This window comes from Pseudoalteromonas sp. CNAT2-18.1 (genome assembly GCF_022347865.1).
Taxonomy (GTDB): domain Bacteria; phylum Pseudomonadota; class Gammaproteobacteria; order Enterobacterales; family Alteromonadaceae; genus Pseudoalteromonas; species Pseudoalteromonas ruthenica.
This window is the reverse complement of the sequence record NZ_JAKRFR010000001.1, coordinates 611,221-631,857: the sequence shown is the minus strand read 5'-3', so window position 1 is coordinate 631,857 and position 20,637 is coordinate 611,221. Positions and strand designations below refer to the sequence as shown.

General features: G+C 49.4%; 15 protein-coding genes. 7 read left to right on the top strand and 8 right to left on the bottom strand.

Features of this window, described 5'->3' with window-relative positions:
- Positions 1-5 precede the first annotated feature (5 nt).
- Both wecB and galU read right to left on the bottom strand, forming a co-directional pair.
- Entirely contained in the window at positions 6-1,139 is a 1,134-nt protein-coding gene (wecB, locus tag MHM94_RS02665; protein ID WP_235418717.1) for a UDP-N-acetylglucosamine 2-epimerase (non-hydrolyzing), read from the bottom strand.
- Positions 1,140-1,175: 36 nt separating this feature from the next.
- Positions 1,176-2,102, bottom strand: a complete 927-nt coding sequence (galU, locus tag MHM94_RS02660) for a UTP--glucose-1-phosphate uridylyltransferase GalU (RefSeq protein ID WP_045978959.1) — start codon at positions 2,100-2,102, stop codon at positions 1,176-1,178.
- A gap of 292 nt (positions 2,103-2,394) precedes the next feature.
- Between galU and MHM94_RS02655 the strand changes: the two genes are divergently transcribed.
- The 5 genes from MHM94_RS02655 (at position 2,395) to MHM94_RS18495 (ending at position 8,491) form a co-directional block, all read left to right on the top strand.
- Positions 2,395-2,997 (top strand): transglutaminase-like cysteine peptidase, encoded by a 603-nt coding sequence (locus MHM94_RS02655; RefSeq protein WP_045978958.1) that lies wholly within the window; start codon positions 2,395-2,397, stop codon positions 2,995-2,997.
- A 7-nt stretch (positions 2,998-3,004) separates the two neighbouring features.
- A complete protein-coding gene (locus MHM94_RS02650; protein WP_235418716.1) occupies positions 3,005-4,981 on the top strand; it encodes an EAL domain-containing protein in 1,977 nt (658 codons plus the stop codon).
- A gap of 17 nt (positions 4,982-4,998) precedes the next feature.
- The gene (locus MHM94_RS02645) at positions 4,999-5,487 is read left to right on the top strand and encodes a hypothetical protein (RefSeq protein ID WP_235418715.1); all 489 of its coding nucleotides are present in this window, start codon (positions 4,999-5,001) and stop codon (positions 5,485-5,487) included.
- Positions 5,488-5,501: 14 nt separating this feature from the next.
- Complete coding sequence (locus MHM94_RS02640; RefSeq protein ID WP_235418714.1) at positions 5,502-6,851, top strand: O-antigen ligase family protein; 1,350 nt, start codon at positions 5,502-5,504, stop codon at positions 6,849-6,851.
- 146 nt (positions 6,852-6,997) lie between these two features.
- Positions 6,998-8,491 (top strand): VCBS repeat-containing protein, encoded by a 1,494-nt coding sequence (locus tag MHM94_RS18495; RefSeq protein ID WP_235418713.1) that lies wholly within the window; start codon positions 6,998-7,000, stop codon positions 8,489-8,491.
- A 57-nt stretch (positions 8,492-8,548) separates the two neighbouring features.
- Here MHM94_RS18495 and MHM94_RS02630 read toward each other — a convergent pair whose 3' ends face one another.
- From MHM94_RS02630 to MHM94_RS02605, 6 genes are all read right to left on the bottom strand, one after another.
- The gene (locus tag MHM94_RS02630) at positions 8,549-9,997 is read right to left on the bottom strand and encodes an SLC13 family permease (protein WP_235418712.1); all 1,449 of its coding nucleotides are present in this window, start codon (positions 9,995-9,997) and stop codon (positions 8,549-8,551) included.
- Between the two features lie 11 nt (positions 9,998-10,008).
- The gene (locus MHM94_RS02625) at positions 10,009-10,956 is read right to left on the bottom strand and encodes a porin (protein WP_235418711.1); all 948 of its coding nucleotides are present in this window, start codon (positions 10,954-10,956) and stop codon (positions 10,009-10,011) included.
- A gap of 160 nt (positions 10,957-11,116) precedes the next feature.
- Positions 11,117-12,472, bottom strand: coding sequence for a sigma-54 dependent transcriptional regulator (locus tag MHM94_RS02620; RefSeq protein ID WP_235418710.1), 1,356 nt, complete (start codon positions 12,470-12,472; stop codon positions 11,117-11,119).
- Entirely contained in the window at positions 12,469-14,187 is a 1,719-nt protein-coding gene (locus tag MHM94_RS02615) for an ATP-binding protein (RefSeq protein ID WP_235418709.1), read from the bottom strand. The genes MHM94_RS02620 and MHM94_RS02615 overlap by 4 nt, the downstream gene beginning before the upstream one ends.
- Before the next feature lie 164 nt (positions 14,188-14,351).
- Positions 14,352-16,454, bottom strand: coding sequence for a collagen-like protein (locus MHM94_RS02610; protein ID WP_235418708.1), 2,103 nt, complete (start codon positions 16,452-16,454; stop codon positions 14,352-14,354).
- Between the two features lie 213 nt (positions 16,455-16,667).
- The gene (locus MHM94_RS02605; protein ID WP_235418707.1) at positions 16,668-17,102 is read right to left on the bottom strand and encodes an organic hydroperoxide resistance protein; all 435 of its coding nucleotides are present in this window, start codon (positions 17,100-17,102) and stop codon (positions 16,668-16,670) included.
- Positions 17,103-17,305: 203 nt separating this feature from the next.
- On the opposite strand from MHM94_RS02605, the gene MHM94_RS02600 reads away from it, so the two are divergent.
- On the top strand, positions 17,306-18,166 hold the full coding sequence (locus tag MHM94_RS02600) for a DMT family transporter (RefSeq protein ID WP_235418706.1): 861 nt from the start codon (positions 17,306-17,308) through the stop codon (positions 18,164-18,166).
- Positions 18,167-18,309: 143 nt separating this feature from the next.
- Positions 18,310-20,586 carry a CHRD domain-containing protein gene (locus tag MHM94_RS02595; protein ID WP_235418705.1) on the top strand — a complete coding sequence of 759 codons (2,277 nt, stop codon included), beginning with the start codon at positions 18,310-18,312 and terminating at the stop codon, positions 20,584-20,586.
- Positions 20,587-20,637: the final 51 nt, after the last annotated feature.

Sequence of the window (20,637 nt, the reverse complement as noted above, 5' to 3'; positions counted from 1 at the left end):
TATCCTTATTGGGCATGAAAGTGAGCGCCGATGGCATCGGCAATGCGTTGACTGGCTTGACCATCACCGTAGGGGTTATGAGCACGGCTCATGCGCTGGTAGGCCTGCTCATCAGTCATTAAACGTTCAACGGCAGTGAAAATGGTTTGCTCGTCAGTGCCTACCAGCTCGACTGTGCCCGCCGCCACCGCTTCTGGGCGCTCGGTGGTATCACGCATAACTAATACAGGTTTCCCAAGGCTTGGCGCTTCCTCTTGAACGCCGCCAGAGTCAGTTACAATAAGGTGCGCACGATTCATTAAATAAACAAAGGGAAGGTAATCCAATGGCTCAATAAGTGAGATATTTTCCAAGCCTTGGAGCAGACGATTAACCGGCTCACGCACTTGCGGATTCATGTGCATAGGATAAACAATCCGGCTTTGTGGAAAACGCTTAGCAATGCGCGCCAATGCCTGACAAATACGCTCGAAGCCGCCACCGAAACTTTCTCGGCGATGCCCGGTCACTAAAATCACTCTCTCGTCTGCGGCCAAAGCCAATTGCTGCTGCAACTGTTCGCTAAGACTTGGCTTGGTATTGACCTTATCGACAACATCCAGCAACGCATCAATCACCGTATTACCGGTTACGTGCACGTTGCTCGGGTCAATATTTTCCTTCAGCAAGTTGTTCTTTGAAGTGTCTGTTGGCGCAAAGTGCAGCTGTGTCAATGCGCCTGTAAGCTTACGGTTCGCCTCCTCAGGCCACGGCGAATATAAATTCCCGGTGCGCAGCCCTGCCTCTACATGGCCGACGGGAATTTGCTGATAGAACGCCGCCAAACTCGCCGCAAAGGTGGTGGCGGTATCACCATGCACTAATACGATATCGGGTTTAAATTCATCAAGCACAGGAGCTAAGCCCTGCAAAATGCGACATGTCACATCATTGAGTGACTGCCCTTTTTGCATAATATCGAGATCATAGTCGGCTTTAATGGCAAAAAGGGCCATAACTTGATCGAGCATTTCTCGGTGTTGTGCCGTGATACACACGCGCGCTTCAAAGCGAGAGTCATTCGCCAAGGTTTTCACTACCGGCGCCATTTTGATTGCCTCAGGACGTGTACCAAATACACTCAGTACCTTAGTGGCCATATAAATCCTCTAATTTTTTAATTCGCTTAACAGGTGTTATGCCGATGCGCTGGCACTGTGCTTGGCTTGCTCGATAGCTAACATGCTTTCCAGTGCAGCTTGAAATTCGCTGCCAAACTGTTGGCTGCGCATGGCATAGTGCACATTGGCAATCATGTATCCGAGTTTAGAACCACAGTCATGAGAGCGACCCTTCAAATGGAATGCCTCCACGGTTTGAAGTTGGCGAAGCTGATGTAAGGCATCGGTTAATTGGATTTCGCCACCGGCTCCTGGGGGCGTGTGTTCGAGCAGATCCCACGTTTGCGCACTGAGCACATAACGGCCGGTTATCGCCAAACGGCTTGGCGCTTGTTGCTGTGAGGGTTTCTCTACCATGTCGCGAATAACAGCGCTGTCACCCGCGTGAATAGTCTTACCGTCAATGTCAACGATGCCATATTTGTCGACATCTGTGGCTGCTACAGGCTCAACCATGATTTGCGAATGCTCACTGTGCTCATAACGTGCAATCATCTGCGCAAGGTTTTCGCTGCGCAAATTACACGCAAACTCATCAATAATCACATCAGGCAGTAACACCGCGAACGGGTTTTCACCAACGATCGGACGCGCTGCTAATACCGCATGGCCTAATCCTAGCGGCTTGGCTTGGCGTACTGAAATGATAGTGACATCGTCTGGCACAATGCTGCGCACCTCTTCGAGCAAGCTACGTTTGACTCGTTTTTCCAACGTCGCTTCGAGCTCAAAGCTGGTATCAAAGTGATTCTCTACCGAGTTTTTTGAGGAATGAGTCACCAGCACAATTTCCTTGATCCCCGCCTCAACGGCTTCACGGACCACATGCTGGATAAGGGGTTTGTCCACTAATGGGAGCATCTCTTTAGGGATGGCTTTGGTCGCTGGGAGCATACGTGTTCCGAGACCAGCGACCGGTAATACCGCCTTTTGCACTTTCATATATATTTCCTTTGAAAACGGTGTGAGTGGCAAAACACTCAGTGAGCCCACTCCGTCCTTGGCACTGCACATCTAGTCGATAAGTACTAAACATTGTACTTGTTAACAAATAGATTTCAATAACTAGCACCAAAGAATTAGATTAAGTTTTTATTTCGCGTGTACCTGTTGTACATTTAAGTGATATCATTCTGGGAATGAACGCAAACTTATAAGGGACTGCAAAATTGTAACCGGAATCAAAACAGCAGTAAGATTTGCTGTCGCAGTCGCCTTAAGTTGCACGGCTGCATTGACCTACGGACAATTGTTGCAGCCGCAGCAGCTCGTTGAGTACGTGCAAAATAAAGGGAACATTAGCGCATCAAGGCGGGCCCAACACTGGCTAGAGATGCTTGTTATGCAGCAACATGCAGATGCATGGCGCCAGCTGCAGAGCGTCAATCAGTTCTTTAATGAAGTGGTGGCCTACCAAAGTGACGAAACGCTGTGGCATCAAAGTGACTATTGGGCCACACCGGCTCAACTGCTGATCCAAGGTGCCGGTGATTGCGAAGATTACGCCATCGCCAAGTTTTTTACCTTGGTTAGTTTAGGCATCCCCGATGAGCAGCTACGCTTAATGTATGTGCGCCATTTAACGCTTGATCAACCACATATGGTAGTGCTGTATTTTGATGGTCAAGATGATGAGCCTTACGTACTTGATAATTTTGATAATCGTATTGTCAAAGCCAGTGAACGCGAAGATTTAAAACCGATTTATAGTTTCAATGGCCAAGGATTATGGTTGGCTAAAGCGCAAAACCTCAGTGGCCAAGCCACTGGCAGTCGAGTGTCTGCTTGGGAGGAGTTGATTAAGCAGATCGAACAGGAATCAGCGAACAAGGAGTGAAAAGTCAATGAACAAACCAAGGATGAGTTTACAAACTCAAGTCTACGCCCTCATCGTGTTACTGGGAATAATCACTTTTGCAGTGAAGTTAAAGCTTAGTAGCGAACAAACCCAAGCCTTTTATCAGCAACAAATGGCGACTCACGCTCGTGATACCGCGACCAGTTTAGGTCTGGCTATTTCACCCTATTTAAATGAGCGCGATATGATGGTGGCACGCACCATGGTTCAAGCTATTTTTGACTCTGGTTACTATGCTCAGATAGAGCTTAAAGATGATCAAAATAAGTCGCTTGTTAACCTCAATCACAACCCCGAAATACACGGGGTGCCATCATGGTTTATGCGCCTATTTCAGCTCACAGCACCGACCTACACCAAGGAGCTCAATAGTGGTTGGAAAGTGGGTGGCTTTTTAAGTGTTACCACGCATCCAGGTGCTGCATACATCGAGCTTTGGCAGCAGGTGAAGCAAGCGGCAATCAGCTCAGCAATGATTTTAGTGATTGCTCTAAGTCTTGCTTATTTGGTGCTGCGCTCGGTATTCAGGCCACTGCGCAAAGTAGAACAGCAGGCACAACGCATTGGCCAAAAACAGTTTGTTCAAAACAACGCGAGTCCGAAATCTCGAGAGCTGTTCTCAGTCACAAAAGCGATGAATGACATGGTGACAAGTATTCAGCGTACCTTTGATGCGTTAACCAAACAAAGCGATGCCTACTACCGCCAAGCGTATCGTGATGAGTTAACTGGGTTGGGGAATCGTCGCGCCTTTGATAACCAACTTAGCGCAGTGACTGAACAGCTGCAAGATGAGCATACCCACAGCGTGGCAATGGTCACCTTGCCTAGCCTGCAATTAATTAATGAACATCATGATTACCGTCAAGGTGACGCCTACGTGCTCGCGGTGTTGGAAGTCATCAAACGCTACCTCGCCCACCTAGGTGACTACCATATCTATCGCATTAGCGGTGGTACATTCACTATTCATATGCCCTACCCTTGCGACTTTGTTGCTGAAACATTATCGCGCTTGCACCACAGCCTTCAAAAAGAGCAACACCATCGTTATGAGAAGGGCTTTGCACATCTGAGTATCGCCTCCGTTAACAGCTACAGTACCGTGGGCAGTATACTTAGTGAACTGGATACCGCCATTTCAACAGCGAGCCCTGACAAGCCGGCAATGTGTCAAACACACAATTTAGTGCAATCGCAAAGCCAGTGGCGAGAGACCATTGTGAGAATTATCGAGCAAGGTAATTTTAGTTACTCATTTCAACCCGTTCGCAAACAACAACAGCAGCAAGCTCATTATTTTGAGACCTTTGTGCGCATTAGCGACCAAGGGAAATCTATTGATAACCAACAACTATTCGCCATGGCTGAGCGCCTCGGCTTGGCGTGTGAGTTAGAGAAAAAGCTATTCCAAGCTTTTATTAACTTTCGTAATACTCATACGGAGTTAGCCCTTGCAGTAAACCTAAGTAAAGAGGCGTTTTACAATGAAGATTTTATTACTTGGGTGTGTCGTCAGGCTCATCATTACGGGTGCTTACGCCACAACACGGTGTTAGAAATAGGTGAAGCCACCCTATTGGCCGATATCGCCATGACCAAGAATGTGTTGGCGCGACTGAAAGCATTCAATATTAAAGTGTGTATAGAGCACTTTGGTTCCAGCCTTACCTCATTTAGGTATCTGCGTGACCTCAATATAGATTACGTGAAGGTGGATGCGGCCTATACCAAGGACTTACAGCAGAACGATGATGCACTTGCTTTGTTACGTTCCATTGTCACCACTTGCACAGGAATTGGAATAAAAACAATTGCCTGTCATATCGAAAACGCGGTGAGCTTTGACAAAGCTATGCAGCTGCAGTTTGACGGTCTGCAAGGAAACTACATAAAGCCGCCGATGCAATTAGAAGAAGGCCCCGAACAAGCTATCTTCAACTTTCAAACACGAACATTATAGCGATAAAGGAGTAGATCATGAGAAAGACCGGTTTAGTGCTGTGCATAGGGATGATATGCGCCATGATGATAGGCAATGCGCACGCTGTCGAAGCGACCGCTAAAAGCGATGCGATTATTACTGAGGCTATCGACCAAGGGCAGCCACTCAGTGAACAAATTACCGCACTTATGAGCCGCTACCCAGCATTAAATGCGGCTTTGGTTAATTCTGCTATCACTGCTGTTGGGGCTGATACCAGCGCAGCCAATGAGCTATTTTCCCGAGCCCTAGTCCACGTGGGCGTGACCTCAGATGAGGCCATGAATATCGTTGCAGCGGCGCTCAGTGCTGGCATGAACCCTGATAATGTGACCGCGTTAGCTATTGCCAACAATATGGATGCAACCTTAGTGTCACAAGCAACTGCAGCAGGGCCGGCAACAGCCCCAAACTTCGCACCATCCCCCATCGTCGGTCTCGGTGGTTCAGGCGGGGATGGCGGAATTTCTGAGTCAAACCAATAAGCGTTGATTCTTCAGTGTTAAGCCTGTCTCTGAAGACATCCGAAAGCTCGGATAATCGCCTTAAAGCGCATGGTTCACGTGCTATCTTTGCGCTGCTACTCATCATCTTATTTATAGCCCCCTTTGTATTAGGGGGCTTTCGTCTTTGGGCCAGTGCATTATTGTGCTTAGCTATCGCTGTAGTCAGCGCTTTGCATTGTGCTTATGCTGTGACGACTCAACAACCGCTATGGAGTATAAATAAGACGCACCGCTGGCTTATCATCCCCATGCTAAGTTGTGTGTTTGTAGTGGCTATGCAGGATGTACTAAAGCTGAGCGCCAGCCCCGGTGCGACCAGGCATGCTTTGCTGGTCACGGTAGCACTGACCCTCTACGCCGTTTTGCTGCTCACTTACTGCACTAGCTATCAACGATTGCGGGCACTGGTCGTGTTATTGGTGATAACTGGGTTGGTGCAGGCAAGTTATGCCTGTATTTTGGTGTTAAGCCCTGACTTACCTAGCCTAGTCTTACAGTGGCAGCGTAACGATAAAGCCTTCGGTAGTTTCACCTACCAGAACTTTTTAGCTAATTACCTTGGTTTGGTTTTAAGTTTAGGCGTTGGGCTCATCATAGCTCAGCTAAGCACTGGGCAAAATCCTCTCAGCTTTAAACGTCTGATCCAAGTATGGTTAAGCCCCAAATTAATGATTCGCTTAGCATTAATGGTTATGGTTATCGCACTTATCCTGACCCGTTCCCGCATGGGCAATGCTGCCTTTTTCATTGCCTTGGCCTTAGCCTGTTTATTAGCCCTGTTTTTTTACCGCAAGCCCTCAAAGCAGTTTAAATGGTTAATTTTTAGTTTTTTCGTGCTTGATTTCATTCTTATTGGCGCACTGTTTGGGGTTTCCCAAGTGAAGGAACGTTTGAGTAACACCGCTTTGCTTTTCGAAAGCCGTGATGAAGTGCTTCGTGACGCATGGACACTGCTGTTCGAACACCCTTTTTTAGGCCATGGTGTGGGGAGTTTCTACACTGTATTTCCAAGTGTCCAACAAGGGCCCTACTCTGGATATTACGATAACGCCCACAATGACTATCTGCAGTTTTTAATTGAGCTTGGTTGGCCTGCTAGCATTGCCTTGGCAGTGGCGATTGGTGGTTGCTTATGGGTCTCGGTACAAGTAATGAAAAAGCGCAGAACGCGGCTTTATCAGGGGCTCGCATTCGGAGCAATAGCCGCCATTATATTTATGTTATTGCACGCAAGTGTAGATTATTCTCTGCAAGCAATGGCCAATGCGCTCACTTTTATTACCGTGTTATGTATTGGGCTATTATGCAAAACCTTATCACCGCCTGTGCTTGCCCGTAATTAGCGTTTATACACTTGCTTACATTTGAATGTTGGCGAGGCATTAAAAGTTATGTCACTGTAAAGAAGTCATCTTGGGTCTGTACTTGCGTGAGTCGCTGGCCCCAAGGTAAATACCAGTGACAATACATAACAATAATGAGGTTTAACGTGACAGGAAGACACTTGCCAATTAAAAGTGCCATTGCCGCACTGCTTTTGCTAAGCAAACCAGTATGGGCTGACGCTTTTAGTGAACACCATCTTGATGTTGACTTTAACATTACTCAGGCCCCTATTAGCGCCGATATTTCGCCTCATCCGGGTAAAGAGATAATCGCTATCGGCCGCAGCAGCGCCAAAGCACAGCAAGTGGCCGTTCTGGCGTTGGTTGACGGGACACTAACCCAGGTGGACCGCTTTGCCATTGGTGAGCAGTATTTTGCCTATGACATTGGCAACGACCCACAGGGCAAACAGACTCTGTATTTCCTCGCCAAAGACCATGTTGGTCGTTATCAGTATCCACAAGGCCCTTCAGAGCCAAGGCTATTGTCCTATCTCGAAGTCAGCTCCGTATTCCAAATTCAACGCAGTAACTTTATGCGCCGCATGCCATTTATATTTGATTTTAATGGCGATGAAAGTGCTGATGTGATGCTGCCTAACTTTAATGAGTTACAGGTGTGGTTTAGCCAGCAAGATAAAGCGCACAAGCTCTCTAAATTGGCTATTACCGGCCAAAACGTTTTAACTCGCGATGGCTTGAGTGTGACTCCGGCACAAACCTTTACCTTAGATATTAATAACGATGAGCGCATGGATATTGCTCATCTCACCTCCGGGCAGCTGCACATTTACACTGCTGCCAAGCGCCATTTTGACCATCAAACAGTGGCCATTCGCGAGGATATTCACGCCATCGATTGGTGGGATCAACTCGATGATGATGGCCGCTCTTTGGACCAAAGCGATCTCAACTACCGTAAGTTGGAACGCTTTGAAGACGTTAACGGCGATGCAATAGTGGACATGGTGGTGCGCTATACCCAAAGCTCCGGTGTGCTAGATAGAAAGAACGACTACGAGATATTTTATGGCAAAAACACCGCTGATGGCGAGCTTCGTTATGGTGTGCAGGCCGATACCACAGTGCGTGCAGAAGGAACGCTCACTGGCCTTGAACTGCAAGACATTGATGGTGATGGTCGCAAAGAAGTGATGGTATCGAGTTTTGAGTTAGGGGTCTCGCAGGTAGTCTCTGCGCTGCTAGCAAGTAGCATTGACCAAGACGTGCTGCTCTATCGCCAAAATGCGCAAGGACAGTATCCGGAACAGCCGAGCATGGACTATGAAACCGAAATGGGCTTTAGTATCAGCAAAGGCCGCGCCAGCGAACCCTTGGTGAAACTCGCCGATATTAGTGGCGATGGCATTCTTGATTTACTACTTTCTGAGGACAGCGATGAGCTTATTTATCGCTTAGGTAACAAAGACGGCGGCTTCTCCCGCAAAAGCAGTCAAGATATTGCCTTGCCACAATCCGCAGCACAGATTAGCCATGCCGATATCAATGGCGATAACAAAGCTGACCTTATCGCCTATTATGGCAAACTCGATAGTGCCAAGCTGCACAAGCGCTTAACCCTATTGGTCGCTAAATAACTGGCTACGTAATCACAGGCAGCGCGTTATTTATGGTCGCGCTGCCTGAGAAAACCATTAAAAGTTAAGCACCATCGGCGCTATCACCAGAGTTGCCAGCGTGATCAGTACAATAGCAATAATGTTCAAAGCAAAGCCTGCACGGATCATATCAGTAATTTTTATCTCCCCCGAGCCAAATACAATCGCGTTCGGTGGCGTGGCCACCGGCATCATAAAGGCGCAACTGGCGGCAATGGCAGCGGGCACCACCCACACTAAGGGCGTACCAGTAATCGACTCTGCCACCGGCCCAAGTAAAGGTAAAAACCCGGCGGCAGTCGCCGTATTGCTGGTGATCTCGGTTAAGAAAGTAATTAACGCGGCCACCACGAGAACACTTATCACCAACGGCATAGCACTGGCCCCACTAAGCAGATTTGCGATGTAATCAGCCAAGCCTGAGCTTTTTATCTGCGCCGCTAAGGTCAAGCCGCCACCAAAGAGCAACAAAATCCCCCAAGGCACGTTTGCTGCGTTTTGCCAGTCTAAAACCCGCTCTTGAGAGTGCTTTTCTGCCGGTAACATAAACAACAGCAACGCCGCAGCAATAGCAATACCGGTATCTGATATCGCCAGCCCGGTGACATCACCGAGCACAGGGCGCAACACCCAACTCACCGCCGCTAAGGCAAAGACCGCGAGGACACTTTTCTCGGCCCGAGACATCGCTCCTAACTGCGCTAGTTGATTGCGAAACATGCCTTTGGTCTCTACTTGGCTGGCAGTTTTATCCACTTTATACATCACTTTCGTTAACCACAGCCAGGTTAACGTCAGCATCACTAAAGACAAAGGGACGCCTATCATCATCCAGGTAGCAAAGCCGATTTCGATATTGTAACTGTCGGCTAGATACGCAGCCATCAAGGCATTCGGTGGCGTGCCTATCAAGGTGCCAATACCACCAATGCTAGCGCCATAGGCAATACTCAATAGCAACGCCTTGGCAAAATTATCACATTGGCTGCCATTGTCCTTTAATAGGTGGACCACCGATAAAGCTATCGGTAGCATCATCACGGCTGTTGCAGTGTTTGACATCCACATTGATAAAAATGCGGTCACCGCCATCATCGCCATGATTTGCAAGCTTGGCTTGCTGCCCGCCAGCAATAAGGTAGTCAGAGCAATGCGTTTATGCAGCCCCCAACGCTCCATGGCAATTGACAGTAAAAAGCCGCCTAAAAAGAGGTAAATAAGAGGATGGGCGTAAGGAGCTGCAACCGCCTTAATCGGTGCAATCCCAGCCAAAGGCACAATCACCAAAGGCAGCAACGAGGTGGCCGGAATAGGCACCACTTCGCTGACCCACCAAGATGCCAACCAAATTGTTAAGCCGGTAGTGCGCCAGGCAGCCACAGACATCCCCGCTGGTGGGTCGAGCAAACAGGTCAACAACATGACGCATGGCCCGAAGGCCAACAACAGTTGACCCCGAAGTTGAGTAAATTTCGAATCTGACATGCTAAGACCTCTTAGAATTTATATTTTAGTCCAATTGCAGTACTGGTATCGGAGACTTGGTTGAGCTCAAGTTTAGTCGCTAAAAAGTAAAAAGATGTTTGCTTATCAACTACGTAGTCAACACCCGCTGAAAGCTGCTCGCTATCGCTGTCGTGACGAAGCTGGCTGGTATCACGCGCATATTGCAATTTGGGTTGCCATGCGTCACTTGCATAATAGCGCAAACTCACAAGCATACTATTACCGTCTTTATCACCGGCTAAATTTTCACTGCGCTGCACCAGCACCCCACCTTGCAGTCGTTGCCATTGATACACCGCATTGACGCGCAACGCTTGAATATCAGCTAGGGCATCGGTGTAGCTTAGGGCTAAATAGTAAGGGGTCTGCTTTAGGGCGCGATCGCCATAACTCAATAAGGCGGCGACGCCGTTCTTTTCGGTTTTAGCGTCATCTTTCGGCGCAAAAGTCAGCGCCCATTGCCATTGCCCCCACTTTGGCGAGGTATAGGTAATGCTATCGGCAATACGGTCTTGACCGCCTATTGTTTGCGCTATGTCACTTTGGGTCTCATTGAATTGGTCAATTTTGCCCTCACTGTACTTAAAGCGGCTGTCATTACGGCCAAATAGCACCGTGCCATAAGCTGATTGCACTCCTAAGTAGGTGTTGCGCGCACTGAATGGTTCGCTGGTGTCGTCGCTTTCAAAGCCTTTCACCTGCACTTCGTATTTATATACCACTTGGGCTTGCGCACTGATATCGTGCTTGCCTTTTACGCCAATGCGCGAGAATGGCGCATCAATATGGGTGCCCTTATCGGTGTAACGCATCACCCCTTTATCGGTGTGCTCAAGTTGCACCTGTGCTTTACCATAAATGCTGTAGTCGCCGGCCGCAGCGCCATGTGCAGCCACCCCAAGCATCACGCATGAATATAATGTTATTGGTCTTATCATAGTGTTGTCCTATTGTTGTCTGCAACACTACACTCAAGAACCTGACCAATTTTAATAACCTAATATAAACAATGAGTTATCATAACTTAAAGCATGTATAAGGCGTGACATGTGTGGATTCCCGCACATTCTTTTACTTATTTATCACCAATTCCACCCATTAATTAGGTTCGGTATAACTTGCTCGGGTGAGCTGGTACTTGGCCATTTTGTCATACAGCGTTTTACGTGGGATTTGCAACAGTGCCATGGTCTGTTTGATACTGCCTTGGCTTTGGGCTAATGCATCTTCAATGAGTGACTGCTCATAGTAAGCGACTTTTTGCGCCAAACTCAGTACTTCTTGCTGCGATTCAAGCGCTTGTATTGAGTGAGTGGCTAATTGCTCGCCAAGCAATACCGTACGCTCAGCATGGTTGCGCAACTCACGTACATTGCCCGGCCAATCGTATTGCATCAGTTGCGCACGCAGGGGCTCTGTTAACGCCATACTGGGTTTATGAAAACGCGTGGCGGCGATAGATAAGAAGTGCTGATACAAAAGGGGGATATCGGCTTTTCTTTGCCGTAGTGCCGGGATCGGCACTTTTAAAAGATTGAGGCGAAAGAACAAGTCGGCGCGAAACTGTCCAGTATCCACTAAGGTTTGCAAATCGACCTTGGTTGCCGCAATCACCCGCATATCAAGGTCAATGCTCTGGTTCGAGCCGACGGGGGTGACTTGGCGCTCTTCGAGCACACGCAGTAATTTAACTTGTAAGCTTGCTGACATCGCTTCGATTTCATCGAGAAAAACCGTTCCGCCATTGGCGTAAGCGAACTTGCCTTCGCGTGCCTGATTAGCTCCAGTATACGCACCACTGGCAGCACCGAAGAGCTCACTTTCAATCAGCTCTTCTGGAATTGCGCCACAGTTGATTGCCACAAAGTGGCCTTGGCTGCGATCGCCATGTTCGTGTAAATAACGCGCGACGAGCTCCTTCCCGGTGCCGGTTTCACCTTCGATTAATACATCTGCGGGGGTGTCTCTAATCGCATCAAGTAACTGCATCATCTGCTGTATTTGTGGGGTTTCCCCCAGAATACGCACCCCAGGAGCACAATGATGCTCTATTTGCCGTTTTAATTGGCGATTCTCTAGCACTAGTTTGCGTTTATCCAAGGCCCGTGCCAAACAATCTAATAGCTGTTCATTGACCGGTTTTTCAAATAAATCATAAGCCCCTTGCTGCATCGCCTTTACTGCGGTACTCACATCGGCATAGCCAGTTAAAAACACCACCGGCAACTCAGAGTCAAACTGCTTAACCTGCTGCAAAAACGCCAAACCATCCAGTTTCGGCATATTAATATCGCTAAGCACCACACCGGCAAAGCTACGGTTAAGCTTATGCAAGGCTTTATTGGCATCGTCAAAACACACGACCTGATAGCCCTCAAGCTCTAACAATTGCTTTAAGGAGTCACGGATACTGGGTTCATCGTCAATAACGTAGATAGTCTGTGCATTGCTCATATGTGTGGCTCTTGTTGATGCAAACTAATTAAAAATTCAGCGCCGCCATCGGGGTGATTATGAGCGCTAAGCGTGCCTTGAAAGGACTCGATAATTTGCTTAGAAATGGATAACCCCAGCCCTAGACCATGCTCGGATTTGGTGGTGTAAAATGGCTCAAAAATGCTGCTTAGCGCATGATGCTCTATCCCCGAGCCGGTGTCGATAATGGATAAATACACATTCTCGTCGTCACTATCAGCTTCAATACGCAACCGCTTCACCGCCTGTTTTTCCATGGCTTGGCAGGCATTAGCAAAAAGGTTCACCAACACCTGCTCGAATTGATAAGGATCAACCCACACCGTCACATTGGGCGGGTGGTAGCATACCTCAACACCGTATTCTTTGAGTTGTGGCCCTGCAACCAACAAAGCGTTATCTATGGTTTGCGCCAATGACGTTGCTTGCATTTTATGCTCACGCTTTTGACTAAAAGACTTTAGTTGCGCCGCAATGGCATGAACGCGATTAACTAATTGCTCGATTAGCTGTAAGTTGCTGAGCGCTTTATCATATTGACCACGAGCAATAAGCCGTTTACTGGCGGCAATATACGCACTCATGGCACTGAGCGGCTGATTAATTTCATGGTTAACGCTGGCACTGAGTTGACCGATAGTGGCGAGTTTAGCGGTGCGTACTAAGGCATCTTGGGCTTGCTCCAACTCCTGACTTCGCTGCTTCACCTGCTCGGCAAGGGAGCGCTCGCTGTAAAGCAGTTGCCGATACCCCGCTACTTTCACCAATAAATATTCAACCAAGGCAATCAAGACCAATAAACACATGAGGGTGACACCAAGGCGCGCCACCAAGGTTTCATTAAGGTAATTGCGAGGCACGAGGGTCAATAGTTGATAAGGTGCACGCGCCAAAGCGGTGTCATCAATCACAAAGGTGCGCTTGCGCTTTGCAATGTAAACCTGCGCTTGACCTTGCCACTGCCAAGGCGCCGGTGCGATGGTGCGTTCAAGAAATTGCTGCGACTGCTTTAGCTGCTGGCGCTGCGGCGTCGTCATTGGCGACAACGAGGTTAATCGCCACGGTTCAGCGTTCGACATCAACACTACATCGTTCTCATCAACCAATGCAAACAGCGTATCTTGCACGCTATCGAGTGCCGCTTTATCGGCCTCAAACTGGCTGGTATTCACTTTAACAACGATGACGCCGGCCGCCTCACCTGCGACTATGACAGCTTGAGAAAAGTAAAAACCGCGCTTACGTGAGCGCTGCCCTAGGGCAAAATCAATGGCGCTATGGTGGCGCATAGCATCTCGAAAGTAGCCGCGAAAAGCAAAGTTATTGCCTTTGTAGCTGTAGGGTAAATGCCAATTACTGGTCGCAACCACAGTGCCTGATGTGTTGAGTAAATACACATCAGAGGCGCCACTGGCCAGTTGCATATCGTGCAGATAGCGATCGGTATCTTGACTGGCCGCGCGCTTTATATCCAAGGCTTGGTGCACTGCTTTACTGCGACTCAAGGAATCGACAATACGTTGATAGCGGCTAAATTGCCTATCGATATAGTCACTGAGGTGCGCCCCTTGCACCCTTGCTTGCTGGTGCGCACGTTGCGCCTGCTGCTGCACGGTCACCTGCACGGTTAACACCATAGCGACCACCAGCACTACGCTATAAACAAGAAGCTTAATGACCAGCTTATTTGACACGTATTATTCACTTATTGATGGTGATATTCGCCCTCAGTCTACCAGTGTGACGACCATGATGGTAGCTGCACAACGACGAGCGATGGACGGGTTTAGCGCGCATTCGAGCAATAAAAAGGCCGCTAATGCGGCCAACAGGAGACACAGCGATGACGCTGAAAAGGCTATTTTTGTAGCACTAAAGCAATGGACTCTGGCGCCACGAAAGCATAGCTGGCATCTGCACTGACATCCCCACTGACACGGTTAAGGATATTATCCCAGCGCATCACCAAGCCATTGGACTTTTCTGCTAGGTATAAATCGCGCCCACTGAACATAATGTCTACTGGGTTTCCTAACATCGAATTAGGCCCGCTAATAGCAATATCAATGTTGGTTAGCCCAGAGGCCATGGCCGCGCTATTGAGCACATAAATTTTACCGTCGGTAGCATCGGCGGCGCTGCCCACATCTGTCACGATTAAGGCATCGCTCAGCGGGTCGTAGTCAATGCCATGAATATTGGTGGGCGCCGCCACAGCCATACCTGACATTGCCGGGACAATAAGTCGGTCTTCGCCGGCCAAGGTGCTCATTCCACCATACATCTTAGCGCTGACTTCATCGAACACGGCAATGGTGCCATTGGTTAAGGCCACAAAAGCGCGATCGCTTTGGGCATCATAATCAACATCCCAAGGGCGTGCATCGTTGGCTGGCAGCAAGGTCATCAGCGGCGCCACATTGCCCGACGCACAGCGCGAAAACACTTTTATACCGCGATTACTAGTCGAGAATTCGGCAACAAACATGAGCCCTTGCTTTGATGCGATATCGATCCCTTTCGGTGAGGTTAACGTGGTGTTGGTGCCACTTACCATACGATCCTGACTCAAGGTGAACATGCCGTTATCACGGGTGTTGGCAATACGGTTTGCGATGATAACACCGCCAGAGCTGCCATCACTGCTATCGAAAGTGGCGTAACCGTTACCCTCAATATCAAAGGTCACGCTTTCAATGGTCGCTTGCGTATCAAAGCCCATGCTCATAGCCGACAGCGGCGCATTTAGTTGCGCTATCATTCCGGTTGTCGGCCCAGCAGTTCCCGGATTAGATGACACCGCAACGCCACGTACTGTGGCTGGCCTATCAATATCTGAAGCATCAAGGCGCGTGGTGTGTTGTTTGCGAGCAAGAGACTCGGGTTTGCTGGTCATGGTCACAAAATCAGGAGCGATATCACCGCTGGCACCATTGAAAATATTGGTGTACACCAAAATCGCATCGTTCGACTTCTCGGCCACTCGCAAGGTAGCGCCCTCTAGGAGAATATCAACCGGATTACCTAGGCGGGTGTTTGGGCCCGCTATCATACGGCTTACAGGAGTATTGCCGTCAGCCATTGCCGCACCTTCAATGACAAACAGCGCGCCATCATCGGGACTCTGCGCACTGCCAACATCAGATAACACCAAGCGGTTTTGGCTGCCATCGAAGGCGATGCCATGTAAATTTACGCCAATGGCGTCGCCGTTACTGTCGCTTGGAACAATCGTACGAGCTGGGGTGGCTGTCATACCTGAAGCAATGTAATTGTCGTACACCGCGACAGTGCCATTGGTGAGTGCAGCGTAGAGGCGGTCATTAATATCGTCATAGGCGAGATCCCAAGGAGCGGCATCGGTAGCGGTTACGGCAATTGGCGCGTTATCACCACTGGCCATCGCACCAAAGGCGCTGATTTGCATAGCGCCAAAGTCAGCAACCAATAAAATCCCGTGCGCGCTGGCGAGCGTCATCCCCTTGGGGTTTACCAAGGTGCTATTGGGGCCAGATATTGCGCGATCCCAAGTGCTAGAGAAGCCATTGTTTTGCGCCCGTAGCGATGTTGCGCACAGTGTTTTAATACTGCCAGTATCGGCATCCCCGGCTTGAATAAGCTGATCTTGATGGCCGTATACCAGCCCTTGATTGTTGGTAGTTTCTAGCGTGTATAACAGTTCACCGTATTCATTAGTGACATCAACGGTGCCGGCATTATCGCTGCCATTATTTGCACGTAAGAAGGTGCCTGCTGACAAAGCCGGGCGGCCGTCTTCTCCGTCGTTGCCATCACTACCTGGCGCGCCATCGGCTCCTGGCGCACCATCACTGCCATCATCACCGCTACAGCCAGCAATGAGTCCGGCGCAGGCCAAGGCGATGATACTCAGCTTTATCGCATTGGAGTGGGTAGAAGGTGTGAGCTGCTGCGATGCAGCAGAAGTATGTTGATTACGCATATCCATTCCTCGCAAGTTGTTAAACCGTGTTATAGCGTGTCTTCGCTATACTGCTTCACGTCCTAGCCCTGACGTCGCTATCTTTAGTTACATCAGGGGCGTAACGGCTTAACCTCGCAATTGGATGCGAAATTATTCAAATTATCAGTGAAAAATTATAACCATCTGATTTAAAAGGGGTAATGACACCCCTTATTCAGTAACTAAAACGCCTTAAGCGTCTTTGAGTACCAGTTGTACCTCAATATTATCTCGGGTCGCATTTGAGTAAGGGCAGACTTGATGAGCTTTTTCAATCAATTCTTGCGCTTCATCTGTAGCCATATCTGGCAGATGGATCTCCAATTTGGCCTTGATGCCAAAACCGCCTTCAATCGGCCCTATTGAGACCTGCGCGTCAATGGCGGTGCCCTCGGGTAAGGAGGTATTTCCCTCGTTGGCAACGTGGCGCATAGCGCCGATAAAACACGCTGAATACCCTGCTGCAAATAACTGCTCCGGATTGGTCCCCTGGCCATCATCGCCGCCTAACCCTTTAGGCGTGGACAGGGTCACGTCCAAACGACCATCGTCTGATTGAGCATGGCCTTCGCGGCCACCTTCGGTATGTACTTTCGCGGTGTAAGCAACCTCATTAAGTGTCTTCATACTGTGCTCCTCTTTAGCAGTTGATGCTAAGTGTGATAAGCGAATTACCAAGTTTTCCTTGGGCCTATAATGGGTGTTGCGACGCGAGCGATAGTTTTCAAGACCAATGACAATAAAAATGCGACCAGCAACCATTGGCCATGTTTACCCCACCAGCTCCCTTAGCTACACTAGCGCCACCTCATCAAACACGGATGATTGCTATGTTTTCTCCCCAATACCGTGTGCTACTCAGCGCTATTTTTTGTGTTTTATTGGCCATGGTCACGATTCAATCGGGCGCTTCTATTGCCAAACAGCTATTTCCCCTAGTAGGCCCTGAGGGGACCACAGCCTTGCGCTTAGGCTTCTCAGCCTTGGTACTGTGTCTGGTTTTTCGTCCCTGGAAAGCGCTTCCCCAAGGCACCGAGTGGCGCAGTATTATCACCTATGGCTTGTGCTTAGGCGGTATGAACATCACCTTTTATTATGCCATTGAGCGTATCCCCTTAGGGATCGGTGTGGCGCTGGAATTCACTGGGCCTTTGTGCGTTGCATTGCTGAGCTCAAAACGTAAACGTGATTTAGTGTGGGTGGCATTGGCCATCGCAGGTATTGTGTTGCTGCTACCGGAGATAGATGCGCAGACGGGCCTCGACCCCATCGGTGTTATTCTCGCATTAGCGGCCGGTGGTTTCTGGGCAGGCTACATCCTCTTTGGTAAGCGCACCGGTGGGCAAAGTTCGGGCGGTCGTACCGTTGCTTTAGGCATGAGTGTAGCAGCCCTGGTATTAGTCCCCTATGGCGCAGCATTTCAAGGCATGGACTTACTGAGTTGGCAGGTGATCCCGCTCGGCCTATTGGTCGGTGTGATGTCCAGCGCCTTACCTTATACGCTGGAAATGGTTGCTCTTAGAAATATGCCAGCCCAAGGCTTTAGCGTGATGATGAGTATGGAACCGGCCATTGCCGCTTTGGCCGGATTCATGATCTTGGGCGAATTGCTGACGCCATTACAATGGCTGGCCGTAGCCTTAGTGATCACCGCGTCCATTGGCTCATCATTACAACCTACTAAAACATAACCGGGTCTATTTCGCTGGTTTTGAAAATAAAAAGTTAACTAATGTAAGCGAATTTGATCGTTTCTCATATGGCTTTCGTAATCGCCCTAGTTGGACACGCAGTACACGTCCCTCTGTGAGCAATCAATTTACAGGAAGCCATTATGAGATACCTACTGTTACTGAGTAGTCTACTATTTGTGAGTGCCTGTAGTGATGACGATGACGACAACGTTACTACACCGCCTCCCCCTCCTCCCGCACCAGAATTTTCTGCCACACAAACTTATGAGCTAACGCTCAGCGCCAAGCAAGAAGTACCGATGAACGATTCTATGCAAAGCGCTGCTGCCACTGTTGAGCTCGATGAGAACCTGATGCAGTTTCGAGCCTCTCTCGATGTCAGTGATGTCGAAGGCTTTAGTGCTGCCCACATTCATGATGGAGATATCGGCGAAAATGGTGATGTTGCCTTCACCTTTAGTGCTGCCAGTGAAGGCATGTTAGAGGTGGCCATCACCGATCTAAGTGAAGACTTAGTATCGGACTTAATGGACGGCGACTGGTACATTAATGTCCACACCGACGCCTACCCAGACGGAGAACTTCGCGCTCAGATTGTGCCTGATACCACCTCCATTATCACCTTTAAACTAAGCGGCGAGCAGCAAGTTCCCGCTAACGACAGCGCCGGTCTTGGTTATGGCTATGCTGCCTTTGACAGCACCAATAATGAGTTAGCGCTGCGCGCTGTAACCATGGGCGTGGACGATGCCACCGCCGCACATATTCATACCGGACGCATAGGTAGCAATGGTGAGGTGTTAGTGGTACTCGAACAAGATGATGAGGTCATGACCGATTGGGTTGCACCTGAGGGCACGCAAATCGACGCCGATACACTCGCTGTTCTGCTCTCTGGCGGCCATTATGTTAATGTTCATACCCCTGATTTTCCCGATGGTGAAATTCGCGGGCAAATTCTCACAGATAACTTTGTTGTCGCGACTTTCCCTCTATCAGGTGCTCAAGAAGTTCCAGCGGTTGACACTATGGCCGCTGGTGACGGTTATGCCCTAGTCAACACCGACGACTATGGCGTTGAGCTAAAGGTCAACACCACCGGCGTTGATGATGCCAGCGCGGCGCATATCCATACCGGCCGTGTAGGCACCAATGGTGAAGTGTTGGTCGCCCTTGAGCAATCTCTTGACGATGCCGGTACGTGGATGGCCCCTGAAGGCACACAAATCAATGCCGATATTTTTGCTGTGCTGGCCTCTGGCGGTCACTACGTCAATGTGCATACCCCAGCCAATGCCGGCGGCGAATTACGCGGACAAATACTGACCAGTAATTTTGCCTTGGCCACCTTTGCCCTCTCCGGCGCGCAAGAAGTGCCGGCTGTTAGTACGACCGCCATGGGTAGCGGTTACGCCTTGGTGAATACCAGCGATTACAGCACCGAAGTACGGGTTGTCACCGAAGGCGTCGATGATGCCACCGCCGCCCATATTCACACCGGTCGTGTGGGCACCAATGGCGAGGTGTTTGTTGCCTTGGAGCAGTCGATGGAGGATGCCGGGGTGTGGATGACCCCTGAGGGCACGCAAATTGATGCCGATATTTTTGCTGTGCTGGCTTCAGGCGGTCACTATGTCAACGTGCATACACCAGCAAACACCGGCGGAGAGTTACGCGGACAAATACTGACCAGTAATTATGCGCTGGCCACCTTCGCGCTAACTGGTGCCCAAGAAGTGCCTGCGGTATCCACTTCCGCCTCAGGCAGCGGTTACGCCCTGGTGAATACCAGCGACTACAGCACTGAAGTACGGGTTGTCACCGAAGGAGTCGATGATGCTACGGCTGCACACATTCATACCGGCCGTATTGGTACCAACGGCGGGGTGTTTGTGACCCTTGAACAATCCATGGATGATGCTGGGGTGTGGATGACCCCAGAGGGCACACAAATTGATGCCGATATTTTCGCAGTGCTGGCTTCAGGCGGTCATTATGTCAATGTGCATACACCGGCAAATACCGGGGGTGAGCTGCGCGGACAAATTCTTACTGATAACTATGTACTTGTCGCCTTTCCTTTGAGTGGCGATCAGCAAGTACCCATGGTGACCACAGACGCTTTTGGTGATGGCTATGCCCTAGTTAACACCAACGACTATGGCGTCGAGCTGCAAGTGCTTACCAGCGGTGTCAGTGATGCCACTATGGCGCACATTCACACCGGTAACCTGGGTGAGAATGGCCCGGTCTTAGTCGCCCTAGAGCAAGACATGGAGAATGCCAACCGTTGGATGGCACCAGCGGACACGGCCATTACCGCAGAAATTTTCGCCATTTTAGCCAGTGGTGGTCATTACGTGAATATCCATACGCCTGCGTTTCCAAACGGAGAAATACGCGGACAGATTCAATAAAGCTTACATATAAGGCCAGCAAAGCTGGCCTTTTTTATTTCCTCGCCGTGC

Coding starts and splice junctions, on each gene's coding strand:
- galU (WP_045978959.1), bottom strand. CDS start 2,102: ATGAAAGTGCAAAAGGCGGTATTACCGGTCGCTGGTCTCGGAACACGT.
- MHM94_RS02650 (WP_235418716.1), top strand. CDS start 3,005: ATGAACAAACCAAGGATGAGTTTACAAACTCAAGTCTACGCCCTCATC.
- MHM94_RS02630 (WP_235418712.1), bottom strand. CDS start 9,997: ATGTCAGATTCGAAATTTACTCAACTTCGGGGTCAACTGTTGTTGGCC.
- MHM94_RS02625 (WP_235418711.1), bottom strand. CDS start 10,956: ATGATAAGACCAATAACATTATATTCATGCGTGATGCTTGGGGTGGCT.
- MHM94_RS02620 (WP_235418710.1), bottom strand. CDS start 12,472: ATGAGCAATGCACAGACTATCTACGTTATTGACGATGAACCCAGTATC.
- MHM94_RS02610 (WP_235418708.1), bottom strand. CDS start 16,454: ATGCGTAATCAACATACTTCTGCTGCATCGCAGCAGCTCACACCTTCT.
- wecB (WP_235418717.1), bottom strand. CDS start 1,139: ATGGCCACTAAGGTACTGAGTGTATTTGGTACACGTCCTGAGGCAATC.
- MHM94_RS02645 (WP_235418715.1), top strand. CDS start 4,999: ATGAGAAAGACCGGTTTAGTGCTGTGCATAGGGATGATATGCGCCATG.
- MHM94_RS02600 (WP_235418706.1), top strand. CDS start 17,306: ATGTTTTCTCCCCAATACCGTGTGCTACTCAGCGCTATTTTTTGTGTT.
- MHM94_RS02605 (WP_235418707.1), bottom strand. CDS start 17,102: ATGAAGACACTTAATGAGGTTGCTTACACCGCGAAAGTACATACCGAA.
- MHM94_RS02595 (WP_235418705.1), top strand. CDS start 18,310: ATGAGATACCTACTGTTACTGAGTAGTCTACTATTTGTGAGTGCCTGT.